The sequence below is a fragment of the Dactylosporangium sp. NPDC051541 genome (assembly GCF_044454505.1).
Lineage (GTDB): Bacteria > Actinomycetota > Actinomycetes > Mycobacteriales > Micromonosporaceae > Dactylosporangium.
In genome coordinates, this window is record NZ_JBITDU010000013.1 from 269,672 (window position 1) to 288,108 (window position 18,437).

Consider the following 18,437-nt stretch of genomic DNA (forward strand, 5'->3'; position numbering starts at 1 on the left):
CTGAGCTACGGTCGGCGGGATGGATCCGGATGTCGACCTCCACGTCCCGGCGCAGCGGGCCGAGCTGCGCCGGCACCCCGCACCCGTCCTGCTGGCCATCGCCGCCGGCGGCGTGTGCGGCGCGCTCGCCCGCTACGGCGTCGCACAGGCCTGGCCGCACACCCGCGGCGGCTTCCCGTGGTCGACGCTCGTCATCAACGTCACCGGCTGCTTCCTCATCGGCGTGCTGATGGTCATCGTGACCGAGGTCGCCACCGAGCGCCGGCTGCTGCGCCCGTTCGCCGGGGTCGGCGTCCTCGGCGGATACACCACCTTCTCCACCTACGCCGTCGACATCCATCAGACCGCGGCGGCCGGGGCGCCGTTGACGGCCCTGGCCTACCTCGCGGTCACCGCCGTCGGCGCGCTGCTCGCCGTGTGGGCCGGCAGCGCGCTGACCCACCGGATCGTGCGGGGGCGGCGGTGACCCTGCTGCTCATCGCGCTCGGCGCGGCCGTCGGGGCGCCGCTGCGATACCTGACCGACCGCTTCGTGCAGTCCCGGCACGACTCGGCGTTCCCGTGGGGCACGCTGACCGTGAACATCGTCGGATCGTTCGTGCTGGGCCTGGTCACCGGCCTGCCGCACCTTTGGAGCACCCTGCTCGGCACCGGCTTCTGCGGGGCCCTGACGACATACTCCACGTTCAGCTACGAGACCCTCCAGCTCGCCCGGAGCGGAGCCCGGTTCTACGCGGTGATGAACGTCGTCGCCTCGGTCGTCGCCGGCCTGGGCGCGGCCGCGGTCGGGATCCTGCTGGCTACAGCACTTTCCGCATGAGGTACTCGCTCCGGCCGGGGGCGCTGGGGTGGGGCTGGGTCTCGCCGGTGCGTTCGAAGCCGTTGCGCGTGTAGAGCTTGTCGGCGGCCGGGTTGCCGTCCACGACCCAGAGTTCGAGGGTTTTGAGCTGCTGCTCGCGGGCCCAGGCGACGGCTTCGGCGATGAGGCGGTCGCCCAGGCCCGTGCCGCGACTGTGCGGGTGCACCCACATGGAGTACACCTCAGGATCGCGGTTGTCTGGAATCCAGACGCCGATGACTCCGGCGGTGCCGTCCGGCGTGGTGGCGGCCGCCTTGAGCCCGCGGGCCGGGTGCATCGACGCCCGCCAGTCGGCCTCGGTGTAGGCCTGCTCTTTCGCCAGTGAGGAGCCGAAGGCCTCGGGCGCGTCGGCCAACGCGGCCAGCCGGACGTCGCGCCACAGTAGCCAGTCGTCGAGCCCGAGTCGCCGCACAGCAATGGTCATGAGCCGAGACGCTACGAACCGTGGCCCCGAGTCGGCAACACGATATTCGCGTGCTGTGCGCCGCATGGTACTGTGTGGCACATGGTAAACGGCGACGTGTACGACAAGCTCGAGCAGGAGCTGCGGCGCGGGGTCGTCGTCCTGGGTGTCCTCTCCCAGCTGCGGGAACTGCGCTACGGCTACGAGCTGCGGCAGTCCCTGATCGAGCGGGGCCTGTCGATCGAGGAGGGCACGCTCTACCCGCTCCTGCGCCGGCTCGAGACGCAGGGCGTGCTGAGCAGCGAGTGGCAGACCGCGGAGGGCAAGCCGCGGCGGTATTACCGGCTCAGCGCCGAGGGGCACCGGCTGTACGACCGGCTGACCGGCTCCTGGCGCGGGCTCAACGATGCGATGGAGCAACTCCTGGGAGGCCCGTCATGACCGAACTCATCGACCGATATGTTGCCGACGTCGTCGTGCTCCTGCCCCGCCGTCAGCGCCACGACGTCGCCACGGAGCTGCGGGCCCTGCTCGCGGAGGAGGCCGACGGCGCCGACGACGTCCCCGAACTGCTGCGCCGCTTCGGCCACCCGGCCGAGGTCGCGGCCCGCTACGCCACCCCGGTCGCCCTCATCGACCCCGTCGACACCCGCCGCTTCCTCACCCTCGCGGTCGGCGGCACCGCGCTCATCCAGTTCGGCGCGATCCTCGGCGAGCTGGCCGAGCCGGAGCGCGACGTGCCGGCCGCGGTGGACCAGGCCTGGCCCGTGGTGTTCGGATTCCTGGGCCTGTTGTTCGCCGGCTTCGCGGCCCGGGCCTGGTATCGCCGCCACCATCCGGCCCGCTGGCGCCCGCGCCCGGTGCCGACCGACCGGGTGAACCGCATCGGTCGCCTGGCCGCCGTCGTCTTCTATCTTATGGGTACTGTCGTGCTGCTGGACCCGCCCGGCGCGCTGCGCTTCGTGACCGGCGGCCGCGCGGCGCAGGTGGCCTACGACGCGCTCGCCTACGATCCGGAGTTCCTGCGGCTGCGCGGCCCGATCCTGCTGGTGCTGATCGTGTCCGGCATCGCGTTCGAGGTGGTGCTGGCCGTGCTGGGCCGCTGGCGGGGCCACCTGCCGGCCGTGGGCCTGGTGCACGGCCTGCTCATCTGCGCCGTCATGACGTGGGTGATCGGCTCCGGCCCGGTCTTCACGGCCGCCACGACCGATCGCGCGGCGAAGGACTGGGGCGCGCTCATCATCCTGGGCAGCCTGATCGGTCTGGCCGTGCAGGCCCGCCGGATGAGCGTCGCCCGCGCCCTGAGCTAACGCACGCCGACGACCGGCCGCCGGGCCTTGAAGTAGCGGTTGGCGGCCGGCCGGAACATGAGGACGCAGGCGGCGAGGACGGCCGCCACGTGGACGACCCGGCTGGCCCCGAAGAGCAGATCGACGGGCCCCGACTCACGGATCACCGCCACCGGCGACCCGCCATCGGCCAGCCACAGCAGCGGATCGACGACCAGCGACAGCAGGCCGACCACGCCGAGTCCCACGGCGAGCGCGATCCGGGCCCACGGCCGCCCGGCCGCCATCCGCGCCACGGCGAACGCGGCCGCGGCGAACACGGCCACCCGCACCGCGACCCCGGCCACCGCACCGTCCCCGGCCCGGCCGCCCGCCACGACCAGCACTGTCTCGAAGATGCCGGCACCGATCGCGACCGCCCACATCGTGCGTGCGCGGCGGACCGGGACCGGGATGCGCTCGATGTTCTCCATGCTGGTAATGCTCCGGCGGCGCGCGGTCCGGAACCATCCGGGCACCGGCCCAGTGCGGACACCGGCCAGCCCTACCTGGTGTCAACCGGGCCGGAACCATCCGGGCCGGCCCGGTGCGTACACCGGCCAGCCCCACCAGTGTCAACCTGGGTTGACGCGCATATCGGTGTCAACTAAGGTTGACGGCATGGGGATTCGGGGCATCAACTACGACGTCGGTACGCAGACCGGGCCGTTTCTCTCGCGGCCGGTGTTCCTGATCGAAGAGGTTCGGCGGGACCTCGGCGTCATCCGGGACGAGCTGCACTGCGACGCGGTGCGGATCTCCGGCACCGAGCGGTCCCGGCTCATCGACGCCGCCGCGATCGCGCTCAACCTGGGCCTGGAGGTGTGGCTCGCGCCGCAGTCGCACGACGCCGACGCCGAAAAGACCCTCGCCCACCTGCGCGACTGCGCCGCCGCCGCGCAGGACCTCGGCCGCGAGCGGGTGGTGTTCCTGGCCGGCGGCGAGCTCAGCATCTTCATGAAGGGCATCCTCAAGGGCGACACCCTGTTCGAGCGGCTGCGGCCGGCGCAGATGCTGAAACTGCGGCTCATGGGCACGCACAACAGGCCCCTCAACGCGTTCCTGCACCAGGCCGCGAACGAGGTCCGGGCCGTGTTCGACGGGCGGGTGTCCTACGCCTCCGCACCCGTCGAGCGGGTCGACTGGAGCCCGTTCGACGTCGTGTGCGTCGACACCTATCGCGGGAAGCGCAACCGCACCGACTACGGCGAGCGGTTCCGGCGGCACCTCCAGCACGGCAAACCGGTCTACGCCACCGAGGTCGGCTGCTGCGCCTACCGCGGGGCCGAGGACAAGGGTGGCATGGGGTGGGCCATCGCCGACCCGGAGCACGACCGTCTTACCGGAACCTTCGTCCGCGACGAGGAGCTCCAGGCCCGGGAGGTCATCGACCTGCTCGACATCCTCGACGCCGAAGGGGCGGCCGGGGCCTTCGTGTTCACCTTTGCCGCGCCCGCCCTCCCGCACCGCGACGACCCGGCCCGCGACCTCGACCTGGCCTCCTACGGCGTGGTCCGCTGCTACGACGACGGGCACTGGGAGCCGAAGCGGCTCTTCCACGCGCTCGCGGCCCGCAACGCCGGATAGTGGCCCATGCTCGCCTTCGCGGTCGCCTGCGCCCGGTCAGCCGGCCGGCTGCAGGGCCGCGTCGATCAGGCCGTCGGCGTCCCAGGACTCGCCGTCGGGGCCGAGCGCGGCCAGGAACGCGGACTCGGCCGGGCGCAGCTGCTCGAGCAGCTCGGCGAGCCGGTAGCGGTCGGTGAAGCGGGCCCCGTCCGGGCCGACGAGCAGGACCGCGATCGGCTCGTCACCGCCGAGGGGTAGGTCCGGGTACACGTTGCCGCCCCAGTACATGACCGCGGACCCGGCGGTCGCGCGCCGGCCGGCCGCGGCGAGCAGGAGCAGCTCGGCCTGGGTCACGTCCGGGGCGTGGTGGTAGTCGTAGAGGTACAGCTCCAGCACGCCGTCGACGTGCCGGGCGAGCGTCCAGCCCAGCGCGGCCCGGGCCGTCAGCCGCTCGCGGGGCGTGCCCTCGACCGGCGTCCACTCCGCCCACACCGCGTCCCGGCCGGCGATGGCGTCCAGGGCCGGGACCGGCGTGTCGAGCCAGGCCTCGAAGCCGGCGCGGGGCATCGGGATCCGCGCCGCCACCATGTACGAACGTCCGCTCACCCGGCGATCATACGGACGGGGTCAGGCCGCTCAGGAGGTCGGCCGCGGTGATCGGGGTCCACGGTGCCGGGGCCGTGCCGTCGACGAGCAGCGCCGCCGAACCCTCGGCGACATCGGCGCCGACGATCGCCGCGAGCCGGTCCGGGTCGGCCGCGCACGCGAACGTCTTGGCTCCCGGAGAGACTGCGGCGGGGGTACCCCCACAATCCGCGGCCCGCACAGCCGCGACGATCTCGTGGGGCGCACCGGCCGGCAGCTCCGAGCCGGTGCCGTCGGCGTGCACGACGACGACCCGCTTCGCCCGCCCGGCCGCGTGCCAGGCGGCGAGGTCGAGCAGTGTGGGCCGGTTGCCGGCGGTGAAGTGCTCCCACAGGTCGGCCGCCATCCGGCCCAGGCGCGGGCCGCGCTGGCCCACGTTGTGCCCGTAGCCGCCGGCGGACAGGCTGGCGTCGACCCACATCGCCGCGCCACTGTCCACATCGAGCACGAACGGCGCCAGGGCCTTCGCGTCGCCGCGCAGGGTGAAGCGCTGCAGCACGCGCGCCGCGGCGAACGGCTCGTGCCTGTCCTGCGGCAGCGACAGGCCCGAGAACGCGGCGTCGAGAGCCTCGAACGGCACGTCGTTGTAGCTCAGGACGACGGGCACGGCCCAGGCGACCCCGGCATCGCGCAGCGCCGCCCGGTCCAGGTCCAGGTACTCGGTCGCCCCGAGCGGCGGCGGCGCCGACGTGAGGTCGCCCGAGTGGACGGCCGCGTTGCCCTTGTAGCGCAGGTGCGTGTAGTCGCAGTGCCCGCGCGACGTCCAGTCCGCGGCGTAGAACGCGCACGACAGGTCCAGGTCGACCCGGTGCTTGCCGGCGTCCACCCAGTGCAGGAACAGCCGCAGGATCGGCGCGTCCCCGAGCGGCCGGACGCTCCCGCGGGGCCAGCCGGCGAGCTGCTCCGAGCCGGCCCGCTCCCGCCCGGGCGCCGGCACCCGGGCCAGGCTCGCGTCGAGGACGGCCACGTCGAACCCGTCGAGCCCCGCCGCCCGCCCGGCCAGCTCGCCGTCCACAGTGGAGCGGATCCGGGCGATGGCGGCCGCGGGCAGCGGGCCGCGGCGCTCCGGCTCGGTCCAGGTGCGCACCACGTCACCCTTGGGGAAGAACGTGCGGCGCGGGGTGCCCGGGGCCGGGCCCGGCAGCGTCGGGCGGGTCCGGCGCGGGGGCGCGGGTGCGGGTGCGGGGCGCAGGCCGAGGGCGCGCCGCAACGCGGTGCCGAGCCCGCCGACCTGCTCGGCCGGGACGGCGGCGACCTGGCCGGCGATCCCGGCGGCGGCTTGCTCGGCGGTGACGCCTGGCACTGTGGCGTCGCGGCCGGCGATCCCGCCCGCGGCTCCGGGAGCCGCTGCTGCGGCGGCTTGGGCGGCCACCTCGGCGGCGGCTTGCTCGGCGGCCTCGGCTGCGGTGACGGCCGGTACCGTGGCGTCACGGCCGGTGAGCTCGGCGGCGGCCGCGGCGAGCACGCCGGGGGAGACCCGCGGGGTGGTGCGGGCGGCGGCGTCGAGCACCCGGCTGAGCGCGTCGGGGTCGTCGCCGGCCAGGCGCAGCAGGTGGTCGAGGCGGCGCCACAGGTCGCCCGGGCGCTCGGTGAGCAGCTGGGCGGCGGCGGTCGCGTCGCCGTTCGCCACGGCCTGCTCCACGACGGCGGCGAACGTCCGGGCCCGGACGGAGACGGTGCCGTCCGGGTGCTCCGTGCGCAGGATGCGGTCGGGGCGGCCGTGATGGGCGGCGGCCATCGCGCGGCCGAGCGGTGTGCCGGCCGCGGCGCGGGTGCCGCGGAGGGCCGCGAACACGACCGCCGCGCGCGGGTGCGTCGCCGCGTGCTCGAATGGGTGGAGGCGCTCGGCGAGCCGCTTCCACACGACGGGGTGCCGAGCCACGTCCTCGGCCGCGGTCGCGCAGTCGAGGCCGTCGATGACGCCGAGGACGGCCCGGCGCAGGGCCCGCGGCAGGGCGCGGACGCGGGGGATCGCCACGGTGACCCGCGGCTCGTGTACGGGCCGCCAGCCCTCGTTCGGGCCGTTCGATTCGGCGGTGCGGCGGGGGACGATGAGGCCGGGGTCGCCGCCGGAGTAGGCCCACAGCGCCCGGGCGACGTCGGTGGCCGTGCCCCAGCGCCGGGCGGCGTCGGCGAGCACATCCGGATACGACGGCTCCAGCGCGGCCGCGGGCAACGCCCACGCGATCACGCAGGCGAGGGTCTCCCGGGCCGGCACGACGTCCGGAAGCCAGTCCAGCCGCCCGGGCGCGGTCGCGGCGACGAGCGTGCCCAGGTCCTCGCGGTCGCTGGCGCCGAGCGCGGCCGGCCGGGCGACGAGGTCGTCGCGCAACCGTGTCGCGCACGCGGCCGGGTCGAGTTCCAGATACAACCGCCGCAGTCGTACTGCCGGCTGGTGCGCGGCCGCCCCCGCCGGTGCGACCACAGGCAGATAGGTGCCCGCGCCACCGGTGAGGCGCCGCCCGCAGATCGGGCAGGCCGTGTACCGCTCCGGGTCGAAGCACGCCGTGCACACCACGTGCGCGCACGGGTCGAGCGGCCGCACGTGGCGGGCGGTGCCGCAGATGACGCACGGCGCGGACTCGTGCTGGAACAGGTGCACGAGCAGTCGCTCGACGTACAGGCGCCGGGGGTTCTCGGGCGTGTCGGGGAAGTTGCGGAACAGCGGCACGTGGTCGCGGTCGGCGCCGGTGCTCTCGTCGGCGATGGCGGCGACCCAGTCGGCCCAGCGCAGCCGGGTGCCCGGGTCGAGCTCGGCGAACCGCTGCCGCAGCGAGGGCGCGAGCAGCCACCCCCGGCCGGCGAGGTCAGCCTCGAGCGCCTCCACCCACGCATCCCCGTCACCGCTTCGCCCGTACGCACTCTGCACGTCCGTGCCGTGCGCGTTCGTGCTCTGCGCGTTTGTCGTGTGTGCGTTCGCGCTTTGCTCGTTTGTGCTTTGTCCGTTCGCGCTCGTGGCGGGCTGGGGGAGCGGGACGGCGCCGGCGCGGCGCAGCAGGACGGTGGCGAGTGCGTCCATGAACGGCAACCTCGGCTGGTGTCTTCGGGGTGAGGCCGGGGCGGGAAGTCGGAACGCTGGAATCCTTTTCAGAGAAAGAGAGAAGGAAGCGCACCTGGGAGCCGCCCCGGCCGCACGATCGTACGGCCCTCCGCTGCGCGTTCGCACCCGAATATTGCGTGGAGACGACATCTCGGGACCGAGGTCCGGCGGCGGTACCTCAGCCTCCTGCTTTCTGGTCTGCGCCCGAACCCGCACGCAGCCCTCCCCGTCCCGCCACCGCCGCCGGCGCAGCTGGACACGGTCCTGCGGTCAGGCAAGAACCGCGAGTAGGCTAAATTCGGTCAGTGAGCACTTCCGAGGCACCGGTTCGCACCCGCATCGCCCCGTCGCCGACCGGCGACCCGCACGTCGGGACCGCCTACGCCGCGCTGTTCAACCTGGCGTTCGCGCGCAAGCACGGCGGCGAGTTCATCCTGCGCATCGAGGACACCGACCGCACGCGCTACGTCGAGGGCAGCGAGCAGCAGGTGTTCGACACGCTGCACTGGCTCGGGTTCAGCTGGGACCAGGGGCCGGACGTGGGCGGGCCGGCGGCGCCATACCGGCAGTCGGAGCGGCTGCCGGTCTACAAGGAGGTCGCCGAGCGCCTCCTCGCCGACGGGCACGCCTACCTGTGCTGGTGCTCGTCCGAGCGGCTCACCAAGATGCGCGAGCGCCAGCAGCAGCTGAAGATGCCGACCGGCTACGACCGGCTGTGCTATGGCAAGACCCGCGAGGAGCGGGCCGAGCTGCCCGGGTTCACCGAGGTGCCGGTGATCCGGATGCTCGTGCCGGCCGACGGGCGGATCGCGTTCGAGGACCTCATCCGCGGCAAGATCACCCCGCCGGAGCCGGACGACCAGGTCCTGATGAAGGCCGACGGCTTCCCGACCTACCACCTCGCCGTCGTCGTCGACGACAACGCGATGGGCGTGACCCACGTGATCCGGGGCGAGGAGTGGATCAGCTCCACCGCCAAGCACCTGCTGCTCTACACGTGGCTCGGCTGGACCGCCCCGACCTACGCGCACATGCCGCTGCTGCGCAACAACGACCGCTCGAAGATCAGCAAGCGGAAGAACCCGGCCGCCCGGCTCAAGTGGTTCCAGGAGGAGGGTTACCTGCCCGAGGCCCTGGTCAACTTCCTCGCGCTCATGGGCTACTCCATGCCCGAAGGCCAGGAGATTTTCACCTTCGACGAGATGGTCGAGTCGTTCGACTTCGCCCGCGTCAACCCCGTCGGCCCGGTCTTCGACATCGACAAGCTCAACTGGCTCAACGGTCACTACCTGCGCGCGCTTGACGACGAGAGCTTCCTGACCGCGGCCGAGCCGTTCCTGCCGGCCGGGCTGACCCGCGAGGACATCCGCCCGCTCGTCATCCCGCTGCGGGAGCGCACGAAGAAGCTCATCGAGATCCCGGAGCAGCTGGACTGGCTGGCCGCCGAGTCCGTCGAGATCCAGCCGGCCGACCTGGCCAAGCACGGCCTCCCGGCCCCGGACGCGGCGACCCAGCTGGAGGCGTTCGCGAAGAACCTCGAGCAGCTCGACCCGTTCGACAAGGAGCAGATCACCGCCACCCTGGACCGCATCGTCGCCGAGTCCGGCCTCAACCGCCGCCGCTCGTTCATGACGGCCCGGCTGGCCCTGGTCGGCAAGCCGGTCTCGCCGCCCCTGGACGACACGATGGTCGCCCTCGGCGTCGCCCGCACGGTCGCCCGCCTCCGCCAGGCCGCGGCCGGCATCACGGCCTGAGCTGAGCGGCCGCGCGCTTCGCAGCTTGGGCAGTGCTGCGGCGGGCTTCACCGCGTGAGTTGAACGGCCGTGGGCTTCACCGCGTGAGCTGAGCGGCCGTGGGCTTCACCGCGTGAGCGGTGCTGCGGCGGGCTTCACCGCGTGAGCGGTGCGGCCGTGGGCTTCACCGCGTGAGCGGTGCTGCGGCGGGTTTCACCGCGTGAGCGGTGCTGCGGCGGGTTGCACGGTCTGAGTAGTGCTGCGGCGGCGGTGATCACGGGCGGGCTGGCGCACGCCCGAAGGTCACCGCCGCGCGCAGCTCGGCCGGCACCCGGTCGGCCAGCTGTGCGTCCGGCTGGACGCCCAGCGCGTCGTTGACCGTGGCGAACGCGATGCGCAGCGCGATGAAGACGGTCATCGCGAAGATGTCGGCGTCGCTGTAGCCGGCCGTACGCAGCGTCTCCACGTCCGCCTCCGTTGTCGCGGCCGGGTCGCGGGCGACCCGCCGGGCCCAGGCGGCCAGGGCCCGCTCGGCGTCGGTGAGCCCGGTGTCCGCGCCGGTGACGACGCCGGCGGCCGTGTCCGTGGCGGTCTCGGCGATGAGCTTCTCGCCCCAGGCCAGGGCGCAGTAGGAGTCGCCGAACGCGGACGTCGCCGCGACCACCAGGATCGCCCGGGTCCGCAGTGGCAGCCGGCCGGCGACCGCGGAGCGCATGAGGCCGAACAGGTCGTCACAGACGTCCGGCGCGTACGCCCACAGCTTGGACACGTTCATGACGTACCCGAGCTCGTCGATGTCGTCGGCGTAGAGCCGCTCCGCGCCCGCCGATGGCTCCGGGTCGTGCAGGAATCCGATCATGCCCTCGATTGTGCCGCCGGCATACCGCGGGATTGGACCGTGCGGGCGTGGGTATTCCGACGTCACCCCGTCGGTTTCCGGACAGCAGGAGGACCCTGGCGATGCAGCGCAGCGACGACGGCGTCAGTCTCATCGGCGGCAACGTCGTCAGCGGCGCGCTCCAGCGGTGTGTGGCGGCCGGGGCGGAGGAGTTCGCGGCGGACTACTGGGACCGCGCCCCGCTGCTCTCGCCCGCCCTCGGCGACTACCTGGACCTGCTCGACCTCGACGGCGTCGACGAGCTGCTCGGCGGCCGGGCCCTGCGCACGCCCTTCGTACGGATGGCCAAGGACGGGCACGTCATCCCGCCCGCCCGCTACACCGGCAGCGGCGGGGCCGGGGCCGAGATCGGCGACCAGGTCCGCGACGAGAAGGTTCTCGCCCTGCTCGCCGACGGCGCCACCCTGGTGCTGCAGGGGCTGCACCGGATGTGGCCGCCGCTGGTGGCGTTCGCGTCCACGCTGCGCCAGGAGCTGGGCACACCCGTGCAGATCAACGCGTACCTCACGCCGCCGTCGAGCCGCGGCTTCGACCCCCACTACGACACCCACGGCGTGTTCGTCCTGCAGGTCAGCGGGCGCAAGCACTGGCGAATCCACGCGCCCGTCCTCGACGCTCCCGTGCCGCGGCAGCCGTGGGGCGGCGTCGCCGAGGAGGTCGCCGCGGCCGCCAGCGGCGAGCCCGTCATCGACACGGTGCTGACCGCCGGGGACGCGCTGTACCTGCCGCGCGGCTGGCTGCACTCGGCCGCGACCGTCGACGAGTGGTCGCTGCACCTCACGATCGGCCTGCACGCACCGACCCGGCTCACGCTCCTCGACGCCCTGCAGCGGCTGGCGGTGCGGGAGCCGCGGCTGCGGGCCGGGCTGCCGATGGGGCTCGACCCGGCCGACGCGAAGTCGCTCGCCCCGGCCCTGGCCGACACGGTCGCGGCCCTGCACGAGTGGCTCGACTCGGTGACGCCCGAGGACCTGGCCGCGCAGCTGCGCGGGGAGACGTGGTCGGCCGCCCGCCCGGGGCCGCTGCGCCCGATCGCCCAGGCCTCGGCTCTGTCCACGCTCGGCCCCGAGGTCCGGGTCACGGCTCGGCCCGGGCTGCCGGTCCGGCTCGACGACCCTTCGGGCGGGCGCATCGCAGTACACCTGCCGGATCGTTCGTTGTCGTTGCCGGAGAGCTGTGCCGACGCTGTGCGCACAGTTATGGACGGGCGCGCGCATCGCGTCGGTGATCTTCCCGGCCTCGACGACGCCGACCGGATCGTGCTCACCCGGCGGCTCCTACGCGAAGCGGCGCTCGTGCTGGCGTAGATCACATCCGCCGAGCCTTCAGATTTTCTCTACGGCGGCCGATCTCCGGCTCGTGGTAAGACTCGCCCTCGTGACCGGGGCCCTGCTGCTCGCGGCGGCCGAGGCCGGGCTGCACGCGGGCGGGTCGACGATGATCCGGATCTACAGCGTCTGCATGATGCTGCTCACCGCCGGTGGTGCTGCCCTGCACGCCGGGTACGCGTGGCGGCGGCGCGGCCGGGTCCCGAAGGTCTGGTGGATCACCGCGGCCGCCCTGGCCTGCTGGGCGTACGCCGAGATCTCCGTCGGCGTCCCGTCGATCGTCAGCGGTATCGGCGACGGCCGCAGCACGTTCGCCGATGTGCTCAATCTGGCCGCGCTCGTCCTGGCCGTGCTCGCGATGCTCACGGTGCCGACGGCGCCGCGCACGGCCGCCGGCAAGCTGCGGCTGGCGCTCGACGGGCTGGTCGCCGCGAGCGGCCTGTTCGGCGTGTCCTGGCTGCTCATCCTGGGCCCGCTGGGCCGGGTGACGGGCAGTTCCGCGGCGGCGCTGACCGACCTGGCGTATCCGATCGGCGCCGTCGCCGTCCTCGCGACCGGGCTCACACAGCTGTCCGGCCAGTCGATCCGCCGCCTGAACGCGCTCTCGGTCATCAGCGGCGGCATCGTCGTACTCGCCGCGGACCTGCTGTTCGAGGTCGGAGCCCAGGTCGGCGGGGCCGGTTGGGCCCGGCCGTGGGTGCTCGGCGGCTACGTCGCCGCGGCCGCGCTGCTGGCCGTCGCGCCGCTCGCCCCGCTGCCCGACCGGGCCGTGACCACGTCCGCCGCCCTCGGCACCGCCCTGCCGTACCTGCCGGTCATCGCCTTCGCCCTGTTCATCGCCAACGCCGCGGCCAAGGGCAGGGTCGACCTACCGGCCGTGGCCGCCGCCGTGATCATGGTCGTCGGCGTCCTCGCCCGGCAGTTCCTGGCCCTGCGCACGAACGCCGCCCTCGCCCGCGACCTCGAGCGGGAACGTGCACAGTTCGCGCACGATGCGGTGCACGACCCGCTCACCGGGCTGCCCAACCGTGCCGGTCTGCAGGCCGCGCTCGACCGCGCCGGACCGGACGCGACACTGCTGCTGATCGACCTGGACGGGTTCAAGGCGGTCAACGACACGCACGGGCACGCCGCGGGCGACGAGCTCCTGCGCGAGACCGCGCGGCACCTGTGCGCGGCGACGGCTGCTTTGAACGCGGGGAGCGCGGGGAGCGGCGCTTTGAGCGCGAGGAACGCAGTGGCGGGCGCTTTGAGCGCGGGGAGTGCGGTGGCGGGCGCATTGGGCGTGGGGAACGCGGCGACGGGTGCGTTGGGTGCTGGGAGTGCGGCGACGGGTGCGTTGGGTGCGGGGAGTGCGGTGGCGGGCGCATTGGGCGTGGGGAACGCGGCGACGGGTGCGTTGGGTGCGGGGAGTGCGGTGGCGGGCGCTTTGAGTGCGGGGAGTGCGGCGACGGCGGCCATGAGCGCCGGGAGTGCGGCGACCGCCAATCTCGGCTCGGGGGTCGCGGCCACGCCGGCCCGGCTCGGTGGCGATGAGTTCGCGGTTCTGCTCTCGGGTGCGGGCGGGGCGGCGCTGGCCCGGGATATTTTGGCCCGGTTCGCCGGCGGGGCTGTCCGGGCCAGCATCGGTGTGGCCAGCGCCCGGCCCGGCGGCGGTGGTGAGGCGCTGCTGCGCGACGCGGACGCTGCCCTCTACCAGGCGAAAGAGTTCGGCAAGGGTGCCTACCGGATCTTCGACGACGAGCTGGCGGCCCAGCTGCAGGCGCGGCGGGCGCTCGAGGAGGACCTGCGCACGGCCGTCGTCGGCGATCAGCTGCGGCTCGTCTATCAGCCGATCGTCAATCTGGACAGCGGGACCCCGCTCGGGGCCGAGGCCCTGGTCCGCTGGGAGCATCCGCGGCTGGGTCTGCTCGCACCGGACAAGTTCCTGCCCGCCGCGCGGTCCGCCGGGCTGCTCCCGGACATCGACCGCTGGGTGCTCCGCACAGCCGTGCGCGCGATCGGTGCGCACCGCGTGCTCGAACCGAGGCAGGACGTGCACGTCAACGTGTCCGCGGAGTACCTCGCCGCGGGCACGCTCGGCGTCGACGTGCGCGAAGCGCTCACGAGCGCCGGGGTGCCCGCGCACGCGCTGGTCGTCGAGGTCACCGAGTCGGCACTGATCGACAACCTCGACGCCGCCGCGCGCAGCCTCAACGAACTGCGCCGGCTCGGGGTGCGGGTGGCTTTGGACGACTTCGGCGTCGGGTACTCCTCCCTGGCCTACCTGCGCCGCCTGCCCGTCGACATCATCAAGATCGACCGTTCGTTCGTGCGCGACCTGCACAGCGACGACAGCTCGGGCGTGCTCGTGGACACGATCGTGCAGCTGGCCCACGGCCTGGGCCTGAGCTGCGTCGCCGAGGGCGTCGAGGACGAGGGCCAGGCGGTCCGGCTGCGGGCGCTGCGCTGCGGTCAGGCCCAGGGTTACCTGTTCGCGAGGCCCCAGCCGGTGCTGCCCCGCTCCCGCGTCGCGGCCTGAGCACCGATCGTTGTCGTCGTGAAAGCGCTCGCGGACGGCGGCGGCGAGCAGCCGTCGATGGTGATCTCGTAGTCGCGTTCGAGCTCGGCGACGCCGCGAAGGCCGGCGGCTGCACGTTGCACGTTTGGACGGCCGCGGACGCTCTCGTGCTCCAGGTCGCCGACGGCGGTGTGATCCGCGACCCGCTCGCCGGTCGCCGGCCGGTCACCGTGCACAGCGAGGGTGGCCGCGGCCTGCTGCTCACCCACCGGATGTGCGATCTGGTCGAGCTGTGTACGGGCCCGTCCGGCACGGCGATCCGCGTCCACATCGGACGCTGATCGTTGCTTTACCTTTCCCTTTAGGACGTTGACCGGCGCCCGATGCATCCGAATACTTCGATGCATGCGTCGTCGCCTCGGCCGACTGGCCGCCGCCGTTCTGCTTGCACTCTGTACCACCGGAACAGTTTTGGCTGTGTCCGCATCGCCCGCGCTCGCCGATGGGTGTTACACCTGGAGCGGTACCCTCGCGCCGGGCTCTTCCGGCGAAGCCGTCCGTCAGCTGCAGATCCGCGTCGCCGGCTACCCCGGCGCGGGCGCGGTGCTGGGCCTCGACGGGCAGTACGGCCCGGCCACCAAGTCCGCCGTGCAGCGCTTCCAGAGCGCCTACGGCCTGACCGCGGACGGCATCGCCGGCCCGCAGACCTTCACGAAGATCTACGCGCTGCAGGACGAAGACTGTACGCCGACCAATTTCTCGTACGCCGAACTTAACAACTGCAACAGCACCTGGGCCGGCGGCAACGTCTCAGCCGCCACCGCCAAGGCCAACGCCCTGGTCACCATGTGGAAGCTGCAGGCGCTGCGGCACGCGCTCGGCGACGTATCGATCACCGTCACCAGCGGATTCCGCAGCGCCTCGTGCAACAGCGCGGTCGGCGGGGCATCGAGCAGCCGCCACCTGTACGGCGACGCCGCCGATCTGGTGTCGGGCTCCCGGACGCTGTGCCAGCTCGCCCAGGAGGCCCGCAACCACGGTTTCGCCGGCATTCTCGGGCCCGGCTACCCCGATCACAACGATCACACCCATGTGGACGGTCGCCCGGCGCGCTTCTGGTCGGCCCCGAACTGCGGCGTGGCCAGCCTGGACGGTGGCCTCGACCCGCTGGGCGACGACTGAGCGCTAAACCCAGGTGGGGGTACGGCCGCCAGCGTAACGGGCACCGAACCCGCCCGTCGGGAGGATCTCGTCGATCGTGGCGAGGTCCTCCTTGCTCAGCTCCACGTCCGCGGCGGCCACGTTCTCCTCGACGCGGGCGACGCTGCGGGTGCCCGGGATCGGCACCACGTGCTCGCCGCGGGTCAGCAGCCAGGCCAGGGCCAGCTGGGAAACCGTGGCGCCCTTGGTCTTCGCGAGGGCGGTGAGGCGCTCGACCGCCTCCAGGTTCTTCTCGTAGTTGCCCGGCTGCCACCGCGGGTCGGTGCGGCGCATGTCGGACTTGTCGTACTGGTCGGCCGGCTTCGCTGTACCCGTGAGGAAACCACGGCCCAGCGGCGAGTAGGGCACGAACCCGACGCCGAGCTCGGTCAACGTCGGGAAGAGCGCCTCGATGTCCCGCTCGAACAGCGAGTATTCGGTCTGCAGCACCGACACCGGCTGCACGGCGTGGGCCTTGCGGATCGTCTCCGCGCCGGCCTCGCTCAGCCCGAAGTACTTCACCTTGCCCGCGTCGATGTACTCCTTCACCGTGCCGGCCACGTCCTCGATCGGCACCGTCGGGTCGACCCGGTGCTGGTAGATGACGTCGATGTGGTCGACGCCGAGGTAGCGCAGGCTGTTGTCGATGACCTCGCGAATGTGCTCGGGCCGGCTGTCGAAGCCGAAGTCGCGGGTGAAACCGAACTTGGTCGCGATGACGATGTCGTCGCGGAAGTCCTTCACCGCGCGGCCGACCGTCTTCTCGTTCTCGCCCCAGCCGTAGAGCTCGGCGGTGTCGAAGAAGTTGACGCCGAGCTCGTAGGCGCGCCGGATGGTGGCCACGCCCTCCTGCTCGTCGCTGGGGCCGTAGGCGAGGTGGATGCCCATCGCGCCGTACCCGAGCTCGGAAACGCTCAGCCCCTGCTGTCCGAGTGTGCGCTGTCGCATGTTGTCCATACCTTCCGTCGGAGCCGTCACTGTCACCCTACGCCGAACCTGTCAGTGGCTGACAACTTTGGCGGCGGGTTACGCTGATCACGTGGGGCTGCGGGAACAAACACGCGAGGCGGTTCGGGCCGCCCTCGCCGAGCGCGCCCTCGAGCTGTTCGACGAGCGCGGCTTCGACGCCACCAGCGTCGACGAGGTGGCCGCGGCGGCCGGCATCTCGGGCCGCAGCTTCCATCGCTACTTCCCGGCCAAGGAGGACGCGGTCATCGGCGACGCGACCGGCCTCGGGCGGCTGGTGGCGGACGCCCTCGCCGAGCGGCCGGCCCTCGAGCCGCCGTGGCCGGCGATGCGCTCGGCCCTGCAGCCGATCGTCGAGCTGTCGGAGGCGAACGCGGCGCGCAGCCGCCGGGTCATGCGGGTGGTCAACGGCTCGGCCTCGCTGCGGGCCCGCAACCTGGAGAAACATCTCGCCTGGTCGCGGGTCCTGACCCCGATCATGCGCCGCCGCCTCGGCGATCCACCCGGCGGCGACGTGCCGGCCCAGGCCATCGTGCTGGCCGCGCTGTCCTGCCTGGACGCCGCCTACGCCGGCTGGATCGCCGATGGCGGCAGTCTGGCCGACGTCCTGGACCTGGCCTTCGACAGCGTCACAACCGGCAGTTGATCCAGAGCGCGACCCGTGGCCGGTGACACTGCGTCACTGTCTGACACTGCGTCACTGTCGGCGATTGATGCTGCGTCACTGTGTGTGGTGATGCTGCGTGACTTCCAGCGGGTGACGCAGTGCGTGACGGCCTCGCGGCTGGGAGGCTGCATGACTGCCGGCTGGGTGACGCAGTGCGTTACTCCGAGCGGCGTGGATGCTGCGGCTGTCGGCGCGTTGGCGCAGTGCGTTACCGGCGGCAAGCGATGCAGTGTGTGACTCCCGGCTGGGTGATGTGCTGCGTTACTGCCGGCGACGGAATGCCGCGTGACTGGCGGTGGATGATGCGGTGCGTCACTGCCGACGGGTGATGCTGCGCAGCAGTGGGCGGTACACCCGGGCGGAGTCGGACAGCGCGCCGAAGTGTGATGACGCGTTGCCGTTCAGATATGTCGTCGCGATGTCGACCTCGTCGATTGGCTGTCCGTTCTTGATCGCGGCGAGCAGAACCTGCATCTCGTAGTCGAATCCGTCGCCGGGCACGGTCAGCAGCCACGGCAGCAGCGCCGCCGGGAACGCCCGCAGCCCCGTCTGCGTGTCCCGAATCCGGGTGCCGCTCGCGGTCTGGAACAGCGCGGCCGTGAACAGATTGCCAAACCGGCTGCGCAGCGGTACCCCGGACCCGAACCGGCGGGCACCGAGCGTGATGTGCCCGGTCACCTCCGTGTGCCGGGCGACCCGCCGGATGTCCTCGGCACTGTGCTGCCCGTCACCGTCCGCGCACACGACCGCACTGTCCGGCCACGTCTGTGCGATGTGCGCGAATCCGGTCTTGAGCGCGGCGCCCTTACCTCGGTTCACGGGGTGGGACAACACCGTGCCGCCGCGCTCACGGACCGTGTCGAAAATACTGGCTCCCTGGGTACCGCTGCCGTCGTCCACAACCACGACACGCGCCCCATCGCCAACCGCCATGAGCAGCTCGACCAGGTGAAATGACGGCCGGAACACCGGTAGCAGCACAATCATCCAGCGTCGATACCCGCAGCGGCCCTTGATCGAACACCGTTCCACCGCCGGAGTGCGACCGCCGGCTGTTCGCGGTGCTGCGGGAGTGTGACCGTCAGTCGTCCGTGGCGCCGCAGCGGTGTGTGGTCGCCGGTTGTTCGTGCGGTGCAGGAGTGTGTGACCGTCTTGTTCGCGGCGGTGCAGGAGTGTGATGGCCTTGTTCGCGGGGCTGCAGGAGTGTGACTGAGGTTCCCCCCGGAAAGTGGACACCGAGTTAGCAGGGCCGGGGGTTCTGCTGGAAGGATGTCCGTATGCCTCCTCGTAAGCGCCGTTCGTACA

The 18,437-nt window shown here is 72.6% G+C and carries 18 protein-coding genes; 11 read left to right on the forward strand and 7 right to left on the reverse strand.

Features of this window, described 5'->3' with window-relative positions; all coding sequences use genetic code 11:
* Positions 1–19: 19 nt before the first annotated feature.
* Positions 20–466 (forward strand): fluoride efflux transporter FluC, encoded by a 447-nt coding sequence (locus ACIA8L_RS42795; protein WP_395913838.1) that lies wholly within the window; start codon positions 20–22, stop codon positions 464–466.
* Positions 463–819 carry a fluoride efflux transporter CrcB gene (crcB, locus tag ACIA8L_RS42800; RefSeq protein WP_395913840.1) on the forward strand — a complete coding sequence of 119 codons (357 nt, stop codon included), beginning with the start codon at positions 463–465 and terminating at the stop codon, positions 817–819. The genes ACIA8L_RS42795 and crcB overlap by 4 nt, the downstream gene beginning before the upstream one ends.
* Here crcB and ACIA8L_RS42805 read toward each other — a convergent pair.
* Positions 800–1,282 (reverse strand): GNAT family N-acetyltransferase, encoded by a 483-nt coding sequence (locus ACIA8L_RS42805; RefSeq protein WP_395913842.1) that lies wholly within the window; start codon positions 1,280–1,282, stop codon positions 800–802. The two genes, crcB and ACIA8L_RS42805, sit on opposite strands and share 20 nt — an antisense overlap.
* Before the next feature lie 81 nt (positions 1,283–1,363).
* Here ACIA8L_RS42805 and ACIA8L_RS42810 point away from each other — a divergent pair, with 81 nt between their 5' ends.
* Together ACIA8L_RS42810 and ACIA8L_RS42815 are read left to right on the forward strand one after the other, a co-directional pair.
* Positions 1,364–1,702 (forward strand): PadR family transcriptional regulator, encoded by a 339-nt coding sequence (locus ACIA8L_RS42810; RefSeq protein ID WP_395913843.1) that lies wholly within the window; start codon positions 1,364–1,366, stop codon positions 1,700–1,702.
* Positions 1,699–2,571, forward strand: coding sequence for an HAAS signaling domain-containing protein (locus ACIA8L_RS42815; protein WP_395913845.1), 873 nt, complete (start codon positions 1,699–1,701; stop codon positions 2,569–2,571). Before ACIA8L_RS42810 ends, ACIA8L_RS42815 begins: the two co-directional genes overlap by 4 nt.
* Here the strand turns inward: ACIA8L_RS42815 and ACIA8L_RS42820 are convergent.
* Positions 2,568–3,023 (reverse strand): hypothetical protein, encoded by a 456-nt coding sequence (locus ACIA8L_RS42820; RefSeq protein ID WP_395913846.1) that lies wholly within the window; start codon positions 3,021–3,023, stop codon positions 2,568–2,570. The genes ACIA8L_RS42815 and ACIA8L_RS42820 overlap by 4 nt on opposite strands.
* A gap of 187 nt (positions 3,024–3,210) precedes the next feature.
* Here ACIA8L_RS42820 and ACIA8L_RS42825 point away from each other — a divergent pair, with 187 nt between their 5' ends.
* Positions 3,211–4,176: a hypothetical protein gene (locus ACIA8L_RS42825; protein WP_395913848.1), complete on the forward strand. Its 966-nt coding sequence runs from the start codon at positions 3,211–3,213 to the stop codon at positions 4,174–4,176.
* Positions 4,177–4,212: 36 nt separating this feature from the next.
* Here the strand turns inward: ACIA8L_RS42825 and ACIA8L_RS42830 are convergent, their stop codons facing one another.
* Both ACIA8L_RS42830 and ACIA8L_RS42835 read right to left on the reverse strand, forming a co-directional pair.
* Positions 4,213–4,761, reverse strand: a complete 549-nt coding sequence (locus ACIA8L_RS42830; RefSeq protein WP_395913849.1) for a hypothetical protein — start codon at positions 4,759–4,761, stop codon at positions 4,213–4,215.
* 7 nt (positions 4,762–4,768) lie between these two features.
* Positions 4,769–7,819, reverse strand: a complete 3,051-nt coding sequence (locus ACIA8L_RS42835; RefSeq protein WP_395913851.1) for an MXAN_6230/SCO0854 family RING domain-containing protein — start codon at positions 7,817–7,819, stop codon at positions 4,769–4,771.
* 326 nt (positions 7,820–8,145) lie between these two features.
* Here ACIA8L_RS42835 and gltX point away from each other — a divergent pair, with 326 nt between their 5' ends.
* A complete protein-coding gene (gltX, locus tag ACIA8L_RS42840) occupies positions 8,146–9,594 on the forward strand; it encodes a glutamate--tRNA ligase (RefSeq protein WP_395913853.1) in 1,449 nt (482 codons plus the stop codon).
* A 253-nt stretch (positions 9,595–9,847) separates the two neighbouring features.
* On the opposite strand, the gene ACIA8L_RS42845 is transcribed toward gltX, so the two are convergent.
* Positions 9,848–10,432, reverse strand: coding sequence for a carboxymuconolactone decarboxylase family protein (locus ACIA8L_RS42845; RefSeq protein ID WP_395913855.1), 585 nt, complete (start codon positions 10,430–10,432; stop codon positions 9,848–9,850).
* Between the two features lie 101 nt (positions 10,433–10,533).
* Here ACIA8L_RS42845 and ACIA8L_RS42850 point away from each other — a divergent pair, with 101 nt between their 5' ends.
* The 4 genes from ACIA8L_RS42850 (at position 10,534) to ACIA8L_RS42865 (ending at position 15,481) form a co-directional block, all read left to right on the forward strand.
* Positions 10,534–11,778 carry a cupin domain-containing protein gene (locus ACIA8L_RS42850; protein WP_395913856.1) on the forward strand — a complete coding sequence of 415 codons (1,245 nt, stop codon included), beginning with the start codon at positions 10,534–10,536 and terminating at the stop codon, positions 11,776–11,778.
* A 70-nt stretch (positions 11,779–11,848) separates the two neighbouring features.
* Positions 11,849–14,320: an EAL domain-containing protein gene (locus tag ACIA8L_RS42855; protein WP_395913858.1), complete on the forward strand. Its 2,472-nt coding sequence runs from the start codon at positions 11,849–11,851 to the stop codon at positions 14,318–14,320.
* Positions 14,317–14,640: an ATP-binding protein gene (locus tag ACIA8L_RS42860; RefSeq protein ID WP_395913874.1), complete on the forward strand. Its 324-nt coding sequence runs from the start codon at positions 14,317–14,319 to the stop codon at positions 14,638–14,640. Before ACIA8L_RS42855 ends, ACIA8L_RS42860 begins: the two co-directional genes overlap by 4 nt.
* Positions 14,641–14,704: 64 nt before the next feature.
* On the forward strand, positions 14,705–15,481 hold the full coding sequence (locus tag ACIA8L_RS42865; RefSeq protein WP_395913859.1) for a D-Ala-D-Ala carboxypeptidase family metallohydrolase: 777 nt from the start codon (positions 14,705–14,707) through the stop codon (positions 15,479–15,481).
* 3 nt (positions 15,482–15,484) lie between these two features.
* Here ACIA8L_RS42865 and ACIA8L_RS42870 read toward each other — a convergent pair whose 3' ends face one another.
* On the reverse strand, positions 15,485–16,447 hold the full coding sequence (locus ACIA8L_RS42870; protein ID WP_395913861.1) for an aldo/keto reductase: 963 nt from the start codon (positions 16,445–16,447) through the stop codon (positions 15,485–15,487).
* 91 nt (positions 16,448–16,538) lie between these two features.
* Here ACIA8L_RS42870 and ACIA8L_RS42875 point away from each other — a divergent pair, with 91 nt between their 5' ends.
* On the forward strand, positions 16,539–17,111 hold the full coding sequence (locus ACIA8L_RS42875) for a TetR family transcriptional regulator (protein ID WP_395913862.1): 573 nt from the start codon (positions 16,539–16,541) through the stop codon (positions 17,109–17,111).
* A 333-nt stretch (positions 17,112–17,444) separates the two neighbouring features.
* On the opposite strand, the gene ACIA8L_RS42880 is transcribed toward ACIA8L_RS42875, so the two are convergent.
* On the reverse strand, positions 17,445–18,119 hold the full coding sequence (locus ACIA8L_RS42880; RefSeq protein WP_395913864.1) for a glycosyltransferase family 2 protein: 675 nt from the start codon (positions 18,117–18,119) through the stop codon (positions 17,445–17,447).
* Between the last annotated feature and the right edge of the window lie 318 nt (positions 18,120–18,437).